The sequence below is a fragment of the Bacteroides fluxus YIT 12057 genome, assembly GCF_000195635.1.
Lineage (GTDB): Bacteria > Bacteroidota > Bacteroidia > Bacteroidales > Bacteroidaceae > Bacteroides > Bacteroides fluxus.
Genome location: NZ_GL882606.1, coordinates 1 through 16,055 on the forward strand (window position 1 = coordinate 1; position 16,055 = coordinate 16,055).

Here is a 16,055-nt window from a genome sequence, read left to right on the forward strand (position 1 = left end):
ACGGGCAGTATAGCCACACAGTGAGTGCTTACAATAACAAATATTAAAAGTCAGTATCTTTTTGACGTTATTTATTGGAAAACCGCCGTGTGGCGGCTTTCCTTGGGGTACACGTCAAAATTGGACGCTAACAGTGCTTATTGAAAAGGGCTATGATATGGCAGCCCTGTAATCGAAACATGCTAATGGGTGAACCAAAATATTGATTTGAAAGTTTGAATATTACAATAATAACAGTAACTTTGCAGTGAAGTAATATATCCTTCTATGAATAAGAGTGCAGAACATAAGCAGATATCCGTCTTTCAAAAAATATTGGAAGACAAGAAAGCTATACGCAAATGTATTCAAAGCAGAGGGGATATAAAAAAAATAGCCAAAGAGCGTGGTATTAAGTTCGCAACCCCTTTATGAGGTAACTGAAGAAGGTGAGTGGAATTACTCATTTATAACTAAACATGGAATAATTTATCATGCTTACTTTATTGATTTTTCAGTTTATCATCCAAATTTTTCTGATGTTTACACCTTTAATATTGAACCGGAAACAGATACTCCTCATCCGATAGATAACGGAATAGCCTGCACGGTTGTACATATTCTAAAACTTTTCTTTTCCGTAAAGAAACGAGCCATGATAATGGTATGTGACAATATGGATGGTAAGGAAGAGAAGCGGAGACTTTTATTTTCTAAATGGTTTCTCAAACATAATGATGGCAACATAATCAAATATGATGCGGCTGCTGTGACTGATGACTATCAGTTGTATGTGTCGATTTATTTGAATAGGGATAACTTGGAACGTGATGCCTTGGTGTCTGCATTTTATGATTTGGTAAAGAATAATTTCTATCCTATAGATTAGCTTTTTCATGAACATACTTATTACGGGAATCCACGGTTTTGTGGGTTCCAATCTTGTTGTATCCTTAAAGGAATGTCATAACCTTTATGGACTGGATATTGTTGCCCCTGAAAAAGAAGGGGTAATAAAGACTTTCTCTTGGAAGGATATTGAACCGACTTCTTTTCCGATGCAGAATCTCCCGAAGTTTGATGCTATCATTCATTTGGCTGGCAAAGCACATGACACGAAGAATCAGTCTGCTGCTCAAGTGTATTTTGATATCAATACAGGACTGACCCAGAGGATATTTGATTTCTTTTTGGAATCGTCTGCGAAAAAGTTTATTTTCTTTAGTTCGGTGAAGGCTGCTGCTGACAGTGTAGTGGGGGATATGCTGACGGAGGATGTGATACCTGCGCCGGTTGGTCCATACGGGGAGAGCAAGATAGAGGCAGAGAAATATATTATGAAGCTTTTACCTATCACCTCCCCCTCTGGGGACTCTTCCTTCTTGAAAAAGGAGAATGGGATAGCCTCCAAGAAACAGGTGTACATTTTGCGCCCCTGCATGATTCATGGTCCTGGTAACAAAGGTAATCTGAATCTACTTTATAAGGTAGTGAAGAAAGGTATTCCCTGGCCTTTGGGGGATTTTGAGAATAGAAGGTCTTTCACTTCGATAGAAAATCTTTGCTATGTTGTGGAGGGTTTGCTGACTAAGGATGTTGCGAGTGGTATTTATCATATTGGTGACGACGAAGCTCTATCAACGAATGAGCTGATTGCCCTAATGTGTGAAGTCTTGGGACGCAAGCCGCATATCTGGAAAATGAACAGGCGTATGATGGAGGGATGTGCCGGATTAGGGACATTGCTTCATCTTCCGTTGAATACGGAACGTCTGCGCAAGTTGACGGAGAATTATGTGGTGAGCAATGCGAAGATAAAGGCGGCTTTGGGTATTGACAAGATGCCTGTGCGGGCAGAGGAGGGTATAAGGAAGACGATTAAGTCATTTTTGAAATAAGGTAATATTTCTGATTATTAGAATTATATGTATTATTTGATAGTCTTAGTTCTGTTATTCGTAGCAGAACTTTTTTATTTTAGAATAGCTGACAGGTGTAATATCATTGATAAGCCGAATGAGCGCAGCTCTCATTCCAAAGTCACTTTGCGTGGCGGGGGAATTATCTTCTATTTCGGTGCGTTGGCCTATTTTCTGACAAGTGGCTTTGATTATTCTTGGTTTATGCTTGCCTTAACTCTGGTAACGTTTATCAGTTTCGTGGATGATATAAAATCTACCAAGCAGATGACGAGATTGCTTTTTCATTTTTCCGCTATGGCACTCATGTTTTATCAGTGGGGGTTATTTTCTTTATCCTGGTGGTGGATCATTATTGCTTTAATAGTTTGTACCGGTATTATCAATGCGTATAATTTTATGGATGGGATAAATGGTATAACCGGTGGTTATTCATTGGTTATCCTTGCAGCGCTCGCCTATATAAATAAGGAAATCATTCCTTTTGTGGAAGGTGACTTTATCTATACGGTTCTTTGTTCCGTCCTGGTATTCTGCTTCTTCAATTTCCGCAGGAAGGCTAAATGTTTTGCCGGAGATGTAGGTTCGGTAAGCATAGCTTTTATTCTTCTTTTCCTGATAGGTAAATTGATGATTCAAACGGGGGATTTCAGCTGGATTGTTCTTTTATCTGTCTATGGTGTTGATAGTGTTCTGACGATTATTCATCGCTTGATGCTTCACGAGAATATAGGTTTACCACACCGGAAACATCTATATCAGATCATGGCGAATGAATTGAAAATTCCTCATGTAATGGTTTCTTCCATTTATATGATAGTGCAAGCTTTGATTATAGCAGGATATATACTCTGTTTAAATCATGGCTATTTGTATTTATTAGGCATCATTCTAATACTTAGCCTCATATATGTTTATTTTATTAGGAAATATTTTAGGCTGCACCAATTTGCATAAAATACTTTATATTCTGTTGCGTTCCGTCTGGATTATTAGTGTACCTTCATTCAAAAATGGTTTTGTAGAAAGGTTGGGAACAATTATAATGTAAGTACTTGCTTTATGGAAAATCATTGAATATCAATATATTATGAACTTCTCTCAGAAAACAGCTTCCACGAGGCTGTTTTCTTTGTTTATGCCCGTATATATCCTCACCTTTGCATCGTTGATCAACGAAATGAGAATAAAAAAGAATGTTGGATTAAAAATGTAAAAAGGAGAAAGATTATGCCTTTATTTTATTGTGCGAGACAGTCGTCGATTGCGACGAAGAAAGAGGGTGCCAAGCTGTGGCACTTGAGTTTGAAGAAAGTAGGAAGAGCTATTGATTTACAGATGTTGGCTGAGAGCATTGCGGAGAAGTCTTCATTGACACAGGGTGATGTTCATAATGTGATCCGTAACTTGATGACCACTATGCGACAGCATTTGTTGAATAGTCGTACTGTACGTTTGGACGGGTTGGGTACATTTACCATGAAAGCCCGTACACGCGGAAAAGGGGTGGCAAATGAAAAGGATGTAAATCCTAATCAAGTGACTGCATTACGTTGTCAGTTTACTCCTGAATATACGCGTCCGGCTGCTATTGGCACTACCCGTGCCTTGTTGCAGGGAGTGGAATTTGAGAAGTGGACAGGCAAGGTTACAGATGAAAGTGAAAACGGTGGAAATACCGGTGGCGAAGGATCTGACGGTGATGAAAATGAAAACCCTTTAGGATAAAAAACAACTTTTATGAAAAAAACGATTTGGGATAAGATTTTGAAAGTAGTGATTGCTGTAGCTTCAGCAATACTTGGGGCTTTAGGAGCTAATGCGATGAATGTATGATGCGTAATTAATATTCTAATTTTGGAAAAAAGGCGGTGGAGTTTCAATCTTCATCGCCTTTTTCTTTCATCTTGATGTGATATTATCTTCCTACTGCACCTTCTTCTTTCTCAAATCCCGTCCTTCATATTCGCAGATGGCTTCAATCCATTCTTTGGCCAATGGCTTCGATTCATGCTTGGTGAGGTCGAAAGTAACCATGACAGATGTACATACGCATTTTACTTCTTGTGTTTCAGTGTCGATGACACGTTGTGCCAGTTTGAAGCTCTTGGTCCCGATCTCTGTGACAGCGGTTTGTACGGCAATGTGGTCTGAACCGTAAATTTGGGTAAGGAAGTCTGCTTCGATGTGGACAACGACAATCCCGTCTTTCTCCCAGTCAACGTGCGGGCATACGGAAGCAAAATATTCGGTCTTTCCCAGATCATAAAACGAGAAATAGACGGTGTTGTTTACATGGCCGAATTTATCGACATCATTGAAACGCAGTTGTATGGGCAGGGTGTGGTTAAATTGAATTTCTTCCATTGTTTTCTCTTAAACTTTGTTTGTTATCGGTGCGAAATTACTAATTTTGCGTGTTAATCACTGTATTTATACATCAAGAAATGATAGAAGACATTAAAAAAGCCTGCCAGGTAATGAGGGAAGGCGGGGTGATTCTGTACCCTACCGATACGATATGGGGCATAGGTTGTGACGCTACCAACGAAGAAGCGGTGCGGCGTGTGTATGAAATCAAGCAGCGTTCGGACAGTAAGGCGATGCTGGTGTTGGTAGATTCTACCGCCAAGGTGGATTTCTATGTGGAGGATGTGCCGGAGATTGCCTGGGATTTGATAGATGTGACAGACAAGCCTCTTACCATCATTTATTCCGGAGCACGCAATTTGGCTCCCAATCTATTGGCAGAGGACGGTAGCGTAGGTATCCGGGTGACCGATGAAGAGTTCTCCAAAAGACTTTGCCAACAGTTCCGTAAGGCGATTGTCTCTACTTCCGCCAATATCAGCGGACAGCCTTCACCGGGCAATTTCAGTGAGATAAGTGAGGAAGTAAAGTCGGCGGTTGACTATATAGTAGGATATCGCCGGGAAGAGATGGGACGCCCCAAACCCTCCAGTATCATTAAACTGGAGAAGGGCGGAGTCATTAAAATAATCCGCGAATAACAAATGGTGGCAGAAGAAAAAGGCGGATGGTTGCAGCGTTTCATCCTGTGGCGCGAAAAGAATATTAAGGAAAAGCGGTTTATTCTGATACTCAGTTTCCTGGTCGGTATCTTTACGGCATTTGCCGCGTTGATACTGAAGATGCTGATACATTGGATACAGAATTTCCTGACAGAGAATTTCAATTCCACAGAAGCCAACTACCTGTATTTGGTATATCCGGTAGTCGGCATTTTGCTGTCAGGATTGTTTGTCCGTCATGTGGTGAAAGATGATATCAGCCATGGAGTCACTAAAATCCTGTATGCCATTTCCAGAAGGCAAGGAAGGATCAAAAGGCACAACACCTGGTCGTCTATCATAGCCAGTTCCATCACCATCGGTTTTGGCGGTTCAGTCGGAGCGGAAGCACCGATTGTATTGACCGGTTCGGCGATTGGTTCCAATTTGGGAAGTCTCTTCAAAATGGAACACCGCACTTTGATGCTTCTGGTGGGATGTGGCGCCGCCGGAGCTGTTGCCGGTATTTTCAAGGCGCCGATTGCCGGACTTGTATTTACACTGGAAGTATTGATGATAGATTTGACCATGTCTTCCCTGCTTCCCCTTCTGATTTCTGCGGTAACGGCGGCTACGGTTTCTTATATTGTGACGGGTACGGATGCCTTGTTCAAATTCCATCTGGACCAGGCCTTTGAGTTGGAACGCATCCCGTATGTAATTATGCTGGGCGTCTTTTGCGGATTGGTTTCGCTTTATTTTACCCGTGCCATGAATTCGGTGGAGGGTGTTTTCGGAAAACTGAAGACTCCCTATAAGAAATTGGCGCTGGGCGGTGTGATGCTGAGTGTCCTCATTTTCTTGTTCCCGCCGCTTTATGGTGAAGGTTATGATACGATAGAGTTGCTGTTGAACGGTGTAAGCAATGCAGAATGGGATACGGTCATGAATAACTCCTTTTTCTATGGGCACGGTAATATGCTGTTGGTTTACTTGATGCTGATTATCATCCTGAAGGTGTTCGCCTCAAGCGCGACGAACGGTGGCGGAGGATGTGGCGGTATTTTCGCGCCTTCGTTGTATTTGGGATGTATTGCCGGCTTTGTGTTCTCGCATTTCAGCAACGAGTTTGAAATGACCGCTTTCCTGCCCGAGAAGAATTTTGCATTGATGGGCATGGCGGGGGTCATGAGTGGGGTCATGCATGCTCCGTTGACCGGCGTGTTCCTGATTGCCGAACTTACAGGAGGATATGACCTCTTCTTGCCGTTGATGATTGTTTCCGTCAGTTCTTATCTCACTATCATCATGTTCGAGCCTCATAGCATTTACTCCATGCGTCTGGCAAAGAAGGGTGAACTGCTGACGCATCATAAGGATAAAGCTGTGCTGACGTTGATGAAAATGGAGAATGTGGTGGAAAAGGATTTTGTAACGGTTCATCCCGAAATGGATCTGGGGGAACTTGTCAAGGCCATTTCTTCTTCGCACCGTAATGTCTTTCCGGTTACGGATGCTACAGGCGTACTGATAGGTGTTGTCCTGCTGGACGACATCCGTAACATCATGTTCCGTCAAGAGCTGTATCATCGGTTTACAGTAGGCAAACTGATGACTTCCATTCCGGCACGGTTGTATGATACGGACAGCATGGAGCAGGTGATGCGCACATTCGATGATACCGGAGCTTGGAATCTGCCGGTGGTGGATGCGGAAGGAAAGTATCTGGGCTTTGTCTCTAAATCAAAGATATTCAATTCATACCGTGAAGTGTTGGTACATTTCTCGGAAGACTGAGGCAAACTAAGATGCCTCGTAAATTGTGCATTGTAAATAGTAAATGGAATGATGAAAAAAGAAGATTTGCGAATCGTTTATATGGGTACTCCCGATTTTGCGGTGGAGGCCCTTCGTTGTCTGGTAGAAGGAGGTTACAATGTAGTGGGCGTCATCACGATGCCCGACAAGCCTGCCGGACGGGGACATAAACTCCAGTTCTCTCCGGTGAAGCAGTACGCGCTGGATCACCACCTCCCGCTTCTTCAGCCGGAGAAGCTGAAGGACGCGGACTTTGTGGAGGCATTGCGTGCATGGAAAGCCGATTTGCAGATTGTGGTTGCTTTTCGCATGTTGCCCGAGGTGGTTTGGAACATGCCCCGTTTAGGCACATTCAACCTGCATGCCTCTTTGTTGCCGCAATACCGGGGAGCGGCTCCCATCAATTGGGCGGTCATCAATGGAGATACGGAAACCGGAATCACGACTTTCTTCTTGAAACACGAGATTGATACGGGTGAAGTGATTCAGCAAGTGCCTGTACCCATCGCAGAGACCGATGATGTAGGTATTGTGCATGACAAACTGATGCTGCTTGGAGGACGTCTGGTCGTGGAAACGGTGGATGCCATTCTTGACGGTACGGTGAAAAGCGTTCCGCAAGAAAAGATGGCAGTGGCAGGTGAGTTGCGTCCGGCACCGAAGATTTTCAAAGAGACTTGCCGCATAGATTGGCACCAACCGGTGAAGCGTATTTATGATTTTGTGCGTGGCCTTTCTCCTTATCCTGCCGCATGGACGGAGTTGGTGCAACCCGATGGTGAATCTGTCGTGGTAAAAGTCTTCGAGACGGAAAAGATGGAAGCTGCTCATCAGCTGGCTCCCGGCACTGTGCAGACCGATGGGAAAAACTATATCCGCGTGGCCGCTACAGACGGTTTCATCGCTATCCGTTCCCTTCAACTTCCGGGCAAGAAGCGCCTAAAGACGGATGAACTGCTGCGCGGCTTCCGGTTGACGGAGGAGTTCAAGATGAAATAATCATCTCAATACCCACTCACATAGAATAGCCTTTTGCAATTCTGCCCTCACTCATTCTCTGAACCTTCCTGCCCATTGGTGTTACAGGGATGGGTGAGGGGAGTAGCTTTGTTCTGTATGTCTCCTGCATTGCTTTGATAATATTAGGATGAATGAAATCTTTTATCTACATTTGTGCATCATAAAGACATAACCATTTAGAACGTAGCATTATGAAGCCAATCATATCTCCTTCCATCCTTTCCGCCGATTTCGGTTATCTGGCAAGAGACCTTGAAATGATTAACCAGAGTGAGGCCCAGTGGATACACATCGACATTATGGACGGTGTGTTTGTTCCCAACATCTCTTTCGGTTTTCCGGTACTTAAGTATGTGGCAAAGTTGGCCGAGAAGCCTTTGGATGTACACTTGATGATTGTGCAGCCGGAAAAGTTCATTCCGGAGGTAAAAGCATTGGGAGCCCACATCATGAATGTGCATTACGAGGCTTGTCCGCATCTGCACAGAGTAGTGCAGCAGATTCGTGAAGCGGGTATGCAACCGGCAGTAACCATCAATCCGGCCACACCTGTCGCTATGCTGAAAGATATAATCCGGGATGTATATATGGTGTTGATAATGAGCGTGAATCCCGGTTTCGGCGGTCAGAAGTTCATTGAGCATTCGGTAGAGAAAGTGCGTGAATTGCGTGAGCTGATAACGCTGACCGGTTCGCAGGCGTTGATTGAAGTGGACGGTGGCGTGAACCTTGATACGGGAGCCCGGTTGATAGAGGCCGGTGCCGATGCGCTGGTAGCCGGAAACGCAGTCTTTTCTGCTCCCGACCCTGAAGAAGCAATCCGTGCTCTGAGAAATCTTTAGGCTATTCCAAGTTGATTATAGAATACTGTCAACGGCATCCGTTCCTTCGACTTTTGGTGCCGTTGGTGGTTGGAATTCTATGTGGAGACGCGTTTCCGTTTCCTCATAGTGACTGGTCGTGGGCATTTCCTTTGTTCTTCCTGCCGTTGGTGGTTGCCGGAATGAAGGTCCTCAATTGCCGGTGGCTGTATGGGGCGGGAGTCTGTCTCTTCTTTTTCGGGGTGGGTTATACTCTGGTCGGCAAGCAGCTGGAACGGGTGGAGTATGTGTTTCCTGTTGAGGCTTCCACTTATGAGATTCGTATTTGTGAAAGGCCGGAGGTGAAAAAACGGAGTATCCTTTGCCGTGCCGTATTGGTAAAAGAAGGACGTAAAGATACGGTAGTGGCTTGTCCCGGCGAGAAACTTTTTCTTCTTTATTTTCCGAAGGACTCCATTGCCGCCGGTTTGCGACAAGGCATGAGGGTATGGGTGCATACCCGCCTTTCTCCTCCTGTCAATAACGGTAATCCGGATGAATTTGATTATGTCCGCTACTTGAAGCATAAAGGAGTGGCGGGCATGGGTTATGTCGCTTCCGGACATTGGCGGGTGACGGGCAGGGAGACTTGCCTTACCTTCCGGCAGGCAGCGTTGGGGTATAGGGAAAGGGTAGTTGGCCTTTATCGCGGCTTGGGTTTGGAAGGCGATGAGCTGGCGGTACTCTCTGCCCTCACGGTGGGCGACAAGGAAGAGTTGAGTGATGATGTCGTGGAAACCTATTCGGTTGCCGGTGCCAGTCATGTGTTGGCACTTTCCGGTTTGCATATCGGGTTTATCTATGCGTTGCTGCTGTTTGTATGCAAGCCGTTATGGAAGCGGTGGCGGAGATTGAAACCTGTCCTGCTGTTGTTGATTCTTGCTTTTCTGTGGGGTTTTGCTTTTCTCACGGGGTTGTCCTCTTCGGTGGTGAGGTCGGTCATCATGTTCTCTCTGTTGGCCGCTGCCTCTTTGCAAGCGGAGAAGCCGCTGGCGATGAACACGATGGCGGCAGCGGCTTTCCTGATGTTACTTTACAATCCGGTATGGTTGTTTGATGTCGGTTTTCAGTTGTCCTTTGCGGCAGTGGCGGCCATTCTTGTCTTTCAGCCACGTATGTATTCGTTCCGGAAGGTAGAGAACCGATGGCTGCGTTACGGGTGGGGGCTGGTTACGGTTTCCGTGGCAGCCCAGATGGGTACGGCTCCTTTGGTGATATTTTATTTCTCCCGCTTCTCCACGCATTTCCTGTTGACTAACCTGTGGGTTATTCCGATGGTGTCTCTGGTGCTATATTCGGCAGTCCTGCTTTTGGCGCTGACGCCTTTCCCGGTGTTGCAACAAGCCTTTTCGCCGATAACAGAGGAACTGGTGCGTATCCAGAACAAGGGGCTTCAATGGATAGAGCATCTTCCGCTGTCTTCATTGGACGGTATTTGGACGGATGTGTGGGAGGTTTTGTTGTGTTATCTGCTCTTGGGTATGATGTCTTATGCCATGACGAGGCGTACGTTCCGCAACGTTTGTATTTCCTTGTTTGTCTTGTTACTGGCAGTTTCCTATCATTCCGTTTCGGTGATGCTCAACACTCCTCAAAAGAGCATTGTCTTTTATAATGTACGTGGTTGTCCGGCGGTACACTGCATGGCGGAGGGTGGCAAGTCCTGGTTGGCTTGTGCGGACAGCGTGCCGGATGTTTCCCGTTTGAACCGCAGCTTGGCTCCTTATTGGAACCGTCTGCGACTACAGGAACCGCAAGTGGTAACCGGTGATTATTCAGCCGGTGGATTGTCTGTCCGGAATCAAATGCTCTGTTATGCGGGAAAACGTATCTGTCTTTTGCATGATGCCCGTTGGAAAAACAAGACCGCCGCTCATCCTGTTTCTGTGGATTATCTTTATATATCCAAAGGATATGAGGATGGAATCAGGGAGCTTTCTTCCCTGTTTTCTGTCCGGACTGTAGTGCTTGATGCCTCCTTGCCTACCTATTATCAGGAGAAAATCATCGGCGAGTGTATTGGCTTGGGACTAACTTATCTTCCTCTTTCTGAAAAAGGTTCGGTCTGCATATTGTTATAACTCATAAAGTTTTCGTACTTTTGCTCCTTCAATTTGTTATAGATGTATGGAGCATGTGCTTCAATCGTCTGATTGTAAATCGCCAATGTACCTATGTGTCAAAGATATGGAATGTATCATGGCCGTAGGGAATAAATCGTAAATAATTATATGCTGACTAAAGTAATAGAGCAATCTAAGATAGACCACTTTGCAAAGTGGTTTGAGCGTGCGGAAAAAATAGTAATTGTATCTCATGTCGGTCCGGATGGAGACGCTATCGGTTCTTCTTTGGGATTGTGGCATTTTTTTAATTCTCAAGATAAGATCGCCAATGTAATAGTGCCGAACGCTTTTCCCGATTTTCTGAAATGGATGCCGGGAAGCAAGGACGTACTTTTGTATGACCATTACAAGGAGTTTGCCGACCAATTGATTGCAGAAGCAGATGTGATCTGCTGTTTGGATTTCAATGCCATCCACCGTATCGATGCAGTGGGGGAGGCCGTACTCGCCTCTCCGGCAAGAAAGATATTGATAGACCACCATCTGCATCCCGAAGATTTTTGTAAGATTATCATTTCGCATCCCGAAATATCCTCCACTTCCGAATTGGTGTTCCGTCTGATCTGCCGTATGGGGTATTTCAGTGATATCTCCAAAGAAGGTGCCGAGTGTATCTATACGGGTATGATGACCGATACGGGAGGTTTTACTTATAATTCAAACAATCGTGAAATTTATTTCATCATCAGTGAGCTTCTTTCGAAAGGCATTGACAAAGATGCCATTTACCGTAAGGTTTATAATACCTATTCCGAGAGCCGCTTGCGTTTGATGGGGTATGTCCTGTCGCAGATGAAAGTCTATCCGGATTATCATGCAGCCTTGATCTCGCTGACTAAGAACGAGCAAGGTAAGTTTGATTATGTCCGGGGAGACAGTGAGGGGTTTGTGAATATTCCCTTGAGCATCAAGGGGGTGGTTTTTTCTTGTTTCCTGCGTGAGGATACAGAGAAACCTATGATAAAAGTTTCTTTACGTTCTGTCGGAACCTTTCCCTGCAATCAGCTGGCATCGGAATTTTTCAATGGCGGTGGACACCTGAACGCTTCGGGTGGAGAGTTCTACGGGACGATGGAAGAGGCGAAGGCTGTTTTGGAACAGGCATTGGAAAAATTTAAGCCGTTGCTTAATGCCAAAGGATAAAAAAAGTTCAGCAGCAAAGGTTAAAAGTTACGAACTTTCTATCTGCGACTTTCAACTTTCAAGGAAATAAGGTACTTTTGTACGAAATTACTAAATAACAGAAATGAAGAAACTTACTTTATTCTTTTTGGCTTTGATGACCGCTTGTTTGGGCTTCCAGGCATGCGACAACTCCAAGACTTACGCTGAAATGCTCGAAGAAGAAAAAGATGGCATTAAGGACTTTATTAAGAAAAACAATATAAAGGTTATTTCCCAGTCCGAATTCTATGCGCAGGATTCCGTAACCGATGTATCTAAGAATGAATATGTGCAGCTTGCCAGTGGGGTATATATGCAGATTGTTGATGAAGGTTCGGAAAACAAGGCTGATACAGTGAAGAATAACGACTTGATTTTGGTGCGTTTTCTGGAATACAGCATCCTTGACAAGGATACTACCCTGTCCAATTTGAATGCGGCCGAAGTTGTGGATGAATTCAAATACACGGTAACGAGTTCCTCTATCGCCGGAATTTTCACCCAAGGGTATATGCTTGCCTATTATAGTTCTTCAGCGGTGCCTGCCGGTTGGCTGGTTCCGTTGTCATACGTCCGTGACAGGGCGCATGTGAGGTTGATTGTTCCTTCCAAGATGGGACATCAGACTGCGATGCAGTATGTTTATCCTTATTATTATGATATCCAGAAATATCAAATCTATTGATACAAATATAGAAAAAACTAACCATATTTAAATTATTAACCTATGACTCTAATCAAATCTATCTCTGGAATCCGCGGTACTATCGGTGGAGGTGCAGGCGAGGGGCTGAATCCGCTCGATATTGTGAAGTTCACTTCCGCATACGCTACGCTGATCCGCAAAACGTGTACTGTAAAAAGTAACAAGATTGTAGTAGGACGTGACGCCCGTATCTCCGGCGAAATGGTCAAGAACGTAGTAGTAGGTACCTTGATGGGTATGGGCTGGGATGTCGTTGACATCGACTTGGCTTCTACTCCGACTACCGAACTGGCTGTGACTATGGAAGGTGCAAGCGGCGGTATCATATTGACTGCTTCCCATAACCCCAAGCAGTGGAATGCCTTGAAACTCCTGAACGAGAAAGGTGAATTCCTGAATGCAGCCGAAGGGCAGGAGGTGCTCCGCATCGCTGCTGCGGAAGAGTTTGACTTTGCAGACGTTGACCATCTTGGCTCTTACCGCAAGGATTTGACTTACAACCAGAAACATATAGACAGCGTATTGGCGCTTGAGTTGGTAGATGTAGAAGCCATCAAGAAAGCGAACTTCCGCGTAGCCATTGACTGTGTGAACTCGGTAGGTGGCATCATTCTGCCGGAACTGTTCAAACAACTCGGTGTTCAGCATGTGGAAAAGCTCTACTGTGAACCGACCGGTAATTTCCAGCACAACCCCGAACCTTTGGAAAAGAATCTGGGTGACATCATGAATTTGATGAAGGGTGGCAAGGCAGACGTTGCTTTTGTAGTTGACCCTGATGTGGACCGCTTGGCCATGATTTGTGAAGACGGCAAGATGTATGGTGAAGAATATACATTGGTAACTGTTGCCGACTACGTGCTGAAACATACTCCGGGCAATACGGTTTCCAACTTGAGTTCTACCCGTGCTTTGCGTGATGTAACGCGTAAATACGGTCAGGAATATTCTGCTTCTGCGGTAGGCGAAGTGAATGTGACTACGAAGATGAAGGAAGTAGGTGCTGTGATTGGTGGTGAAGGAAACGGTGGAGTTATCTATCCGGCCAGCCATTACGGACGTGATGCCCTTGTTGGTATTGCCTTGTTCTTGAGCCATCTGGCACACGAAGGCAAGAAGGTGAGCGAATTGCGTGCATCCTATCCTGCATACTTCATGGCTAAGAACCGTGTAGATCTGACTCCGGATACTGATGTAGATGCTATCCTTGCCAAGGTGAAAGAAATCTACAAGAATGAAGAAATCAATGACATTGATGGTGTGAAGATTGACTTCCCCGATAAATGGGTTCATCTGCGCAAGAGCAATACTGAACCGATTATCCGTGTATATAGCGAGGCCGGTACGCCGGAAGCTGCGGAAGAAATCGGTCAGCAGATTATGAAAGTGATTGAAGAGCTGGCGAAATAAACAGACTGCAGATAGTATGATGTCCCACTTCTGTCCGAAAGAGAAGTGGGACATTTTTTTGTTTACCCTGTTATTTTAATAGTGTAGGCACTTTTTCTATTTCTTCTTCGAAATTCGGAGTAAATACGTCTTTTCCCATATTTTCTTTAATCTCATCAATACTCCAGAAACGTCCTCCGTCCAATTCGTCACTGGGGCGAATTTCACCGTCATAGACTGTTTTGTGCACGAAGACCAGTTCCCGTTCGCGGGCGGATTCGAAGACATAGTGCATGACAGTTTCGGGAGTGAAATCTGTGATTCCGAGCTCTTCGCGTACTTCGCGTTTCAGTGCCATCTCTACGCTCTCGCCCAAGTCTACATGTCCGCCTACAGAAGTATCCCACTTTCCGGGCTGTATATCTTTCCATTCGGGGCGTTTCTGCAAGTACAGTTCACCTTTGGAATTGAATACATGAAGATGGATTACCGGATGCAGCATTTTGCTGCCGTTATGGCATTCGCCGCGGGTGGCGGCGCCTGTGATGTTGCCTTGTTCATCGACAAGGGGGAACATCTCTTGATTGTTGTCGTGGTTCATTGTGCGATTTCTTCATATTGTGCCAAAGGGCTGTTTTTGCACTCCTCAAGTTGTAACATGTTGCTTTCTCCTTATTTACATCCTAAATACAAAAATAGAGAATCTTTTTTTATAAACCAATGAATTGGTACTATTTCTATTTGACCGTATTGACGGGAATGACTTTGTTATGGTATCAGCAATGATGAATCTCCATAACTCAGAAAACGGAAATCATGTCCGAGTGCATAGTCATAAATTTTTTTCCAGTCACCGTGTACGAATGCCGATACCAACAGCAGCAAAGTGCTTTGTGGCTGGTGGAAGTTAGTCACCATTGCTTTTACTATCCGGTACTCATAGCCCGGCGCAATGATGATTTGCGTACTGGTGTGCAAAGTCTCCATTCCGTGCCGGTCAAGGTAGCGAAGAATAGCCTGCAATGCGTCTGTTGCCGGAATAGCAGTGCTTTCACCGGTCATCTCGTATGGTTGCCACTGTCTGACGTGCAACTCTTCTTCGGTGGCATCGGGGGTATTGTATAGGGTTACTCCGATGTGGTAAAGGCTTTCCAAAGTGCGTACGGAAGTGGTGCCTACTGCGATGGCTTTGCCTTCATGCGCTATCAGCTTCTTTAAGGTATTACGGGTTACGGAGATGTACTCAGTGTGCATCTCATGCCCTTCTATCTCTTCGCTTTTTACAGGTTTGAAAGTACCGGCCCCCACATGAAGGGTCAGTTCTTCCAGATCGACTCCTTTCTCTTTCAAGGCATCCAATACGCGGGGAGTGAAGTGCAGTCCGGCGGTAGGTGCTGCCACTGATCCTTTGATTTTGGAATACACCGTCTGGTAAGTCTCCTTATCGCTCTCCTGCGTCTCACGGTTCAGATAGGGAGGGATGGGGAGTTCGCCGAATACTTCGAGAATATCGGCGAAAGTTATTTCCGGGTTATTCCAGCGGAAATCCACCCAGTGACTGGTGCCGCGGCATTCGCCACGTTCGGCGGTCAGTGTAAGCGGTTTGCCTTTTACAGTCATTTCACGTATCAATACGCCTTCTTTCCATTTCTTCAGATTACCTATCATGCACAGCCAGGCAGCATGCTCCGTTTGTTGAAAATTGAGAACGTAGTCATTGGGCTGTATCGGCTCAAGGCAAAACACCTCAATCAAGGCTCCCGTTTCTTTACGGAAATGCAGGCGTGCCTGTATCACCTTGGTATTATTGAATATCATCAGACTGCCTGACGAGAGATAGCCGGGTAATGATGTAAAAACATCTTCTGAGACTTCACCGTGGCGGTAGATTAATAATTTGGATTGGTCTCGTAGGGGCAGTGGAAATTTGGCGATACGCTTGTCCGGCAACGGATAGTTGAATTCGCTGATATGGATATGTTTCGGATCTTGTTTCATGACTTTGCTTTTTTACGGTGTGCAAAGGTACGGATATAATAGGATAAAATGAATTCCGGTATCAC

General features: G+C 45.1%; 16 protein-coding genes. 13 read left to right on the forward strand and 3 right to left on the reverse strand.

Annotated features, from left to right (window positions below; genetic code table 11):
- The first annotated feature begins 385 nt into the window (after nucleotides 1-385).
- The 5 genes from HMPREF9446_RS00790 (at nucleotide 386) to HMPREF9446_RS18575 (ending at nucleotide 3,734) form a co-directional block, all read left to right on the forward strand.
- Nucleotides 386-868: a DUF6169 family protein gene (locus HMPREF9446_RS00790; RefSeq protein WP_009123539.1), complete on the forward strand. Its 483-nt coding sequence runs from the start codon at nucleotides 386-388 to the stop codon at nucleotides 866-868.
- A 7-nt stretch (nucleotides 869-875) separates the two neighbouring features.
- A complete protein-coding gene (locus HMPREF9446_RS00795; protein ID WP_009123540.1) occupies nucleotides 876-1,877 on the forward strand; it encodes an NAD-dependent epimerase/dehydratase family protein in 1,002 nt (333 codons plus the stop codon).
- 27 nt (nucleotides 1,878-1,904) lie between these two features.
- On the forward strand, nucleotides 1,905-2,855 hold the full coding sequence (locus HMPREF9446_RS00800) for an MraY family glycosyltransferase (protein ID WP_009123541.1): 951 nt from the start codon (nucleotides 1,905-1,907) through the stop codon (nucleotides 2,853-2,855).
- Between the two features lie 273 nt (nucleotides 2,856-3,128).
- Nucleotides 3,129-3,626 (forward strand): HU family DNA-binding protein, encoded by a 498-nt coding sequence (locus HMPREF9446_RS00805; RefSeq protein WP_009123543.1) that lies wholly within the window; start codon nucleotides 3,129-3,131, stop codon nucleotides 3,624-3,626.
- Nucleotides 3,627-3,638: 12 nt separating this feature from the next.
- Nucleotides 3,639-3,734, forward strand: a complete 96-nt coding sequence (locus HMPREF9446_RS18575; protein ID WP_157243312.1) for a smalltalk protein — start codon at nucleotides 3,639-3,641, stop codon at nucleotides 3,732-3,734.
- A gap of 90 nt (nucleotides 3,735-3,824) precedes the next feature.
- On the opposite strand, the gene HMPREF9446_RS00810 is transcribed toward HMPREF9446_RS18575, so the two are convergent.
- Nucleotides 3,825-4,265: an acyl-CoA thioesterase gene (locus HMPREF9446_RS00810; protein WP_009123544.1), complete on the reverse strand. Its 441-nt coding sequence runs from the start codon at nucleotides 4,263-4,265 to the stop codon at nucleotides 3,825-3,827.
- An 80-nt stretch (nucleotides 4,266-4,345) separates the two neighbouring features.
- Here HMPREF9446_RS00810 and HMPREF9446_RS00815 point away from each other — a divergent pair, with 80 nt between their 5' ends.
- From HMPREF9446_RS00815 to glmM, 8 genes are all read left to right on the forward strand, one after another.
- Complete coding sequence (locus HMPREF9446_RS00815; RefSeq protein ID WP_009123545.1) at nucleotides 4,346-4,909, forward strand: L-threonylcarbamoyladenylate synthase; 564 nt, start codon at nucleotides 4,346-4,348, stop codon at nucleotides 4,907-4,909.
- Nucleotides 4,910-4,912: 3 nt separating this feature from the next.
- Nucleotides 4,913-6,706 (forward strand): chloride channel protein, encoded by a 1,794-nt coding sequence (locus HMPREF9446_RS00820; RefSeq protein ID WP_009123546.1) that lies wholly within the window; start codon nucleotides 4,913-4,915, stop codon nucleotides 6,704-6,706.
- 51 nt (nucleotides 6,707-6,757) lie between these two features.
- The gene (fmt, locus tag HMPREF9446_RS00825; protein WP_087943523.1) at nucleotides 6,758-7,726 is read left to right on the forward strand and encodes a methionyl-tRNA formyltransferase; all 969 of its coding nucleotides are present in this window, start codon (nucleotides 6,758-6,760) and stop codon (nucleotides 7,724-7,726) included.
- Between the two features lie 212 nt (nucleotides 7,727-7,938).
- Nucleotides 7,939-8,589, forward strand: coding sequence for a ribulose-phosphate 3-epimerase (gene rpe / locus HMPREF9446_RS00830; protein WP_009123548.1), 651 nt, complete (start codon nucleotides 7,939-7,941; stop codon nucleotides 8,587-8,589).
- Between the two features lie 56 nt (nucleotides 8,590-8,645).
- Nucleotides 8,646-10,688, forward strand: coding sequence for a ComEC/Rec2 family competence protein (locus HMPREF9446_RS00835; RefSeq protein ID WP_039968185.1), 2,043 nt, complete (start codon nucleotides 8,646-8,648; stop codon nucleotides 10,686-10,688).
- Between the two features lie 150 nt (nucleotides 10,689-10,838).
- Nucleotides 10,839-11,876 (forward strand): DHH family phosphoesterase, encoded by a 1,038-nt coding sequence (locus HMPREF9446_RS00840; RefSeq protein ID WP_009123550.1) that lies wholly within the window; start codon nucleotides 10,839-10,841, stop codon nucleotides 11,874-11,876.
- A 103-nt stretch (nucleotides 11,877-11,979) separates the two neighbouring features.
- Nucleotides 11,980-12,582: a DUF4827 domain-containing protein gene (locus HMPREF9446_RS00845; RefSeq protein WP_009123551.1), complete on the forward strand. Its 603-nt coding sequence runs from the start codon at nucleotides 11,980-11,982 to the stop codon at nucleotides 12,580-12,582.
- Between the two features lie 42 nt (nucleotides 12,583-12,624).
- Nucleotides 12,625-14,013, forward strand: coding sequence for a phosphoglucosamine mutase (gene glmM / locus HMPREF9446_RS00850; protein ID WP_009123552.1), 1,389 nt, complete (start codon nucleotides 12,625-12,627; stop codon nucleotides 14,011-14,013).
- Between the two features lie 70 nt (nucleotides 14,014-14,083).
- Here the strand turns inward: glmM and HMPREF9446_RS00855 are convergent, their stop codons facing one another.
- Complete coding sequence (locus HMPREF9446_RS00855; RefSeq protein ID WP_009123554.1) at nucleotides 14,084-14,593, reverse strand: NUDIX hydrolase; 510 nt, start codon at nucleotides 14,591-14,593, stop codon at nucleotides 14,084-14,086.
- 167 nt (nucleotides 14,594-14,760) lie between these two features.
- Entirely contained in the window at nucleotides 14,761-15,990 is a 1,230-nt protein-coding gene (locus HMPREF9446_RS00860) for an S-adenosylmethionine:tRNA ribosyltransferase-isomerase (protein WP_009123555.1), read from the reverse strand.
- Nucleotides 15,991-16,055 lie beyond the last annotated feature (65 nt).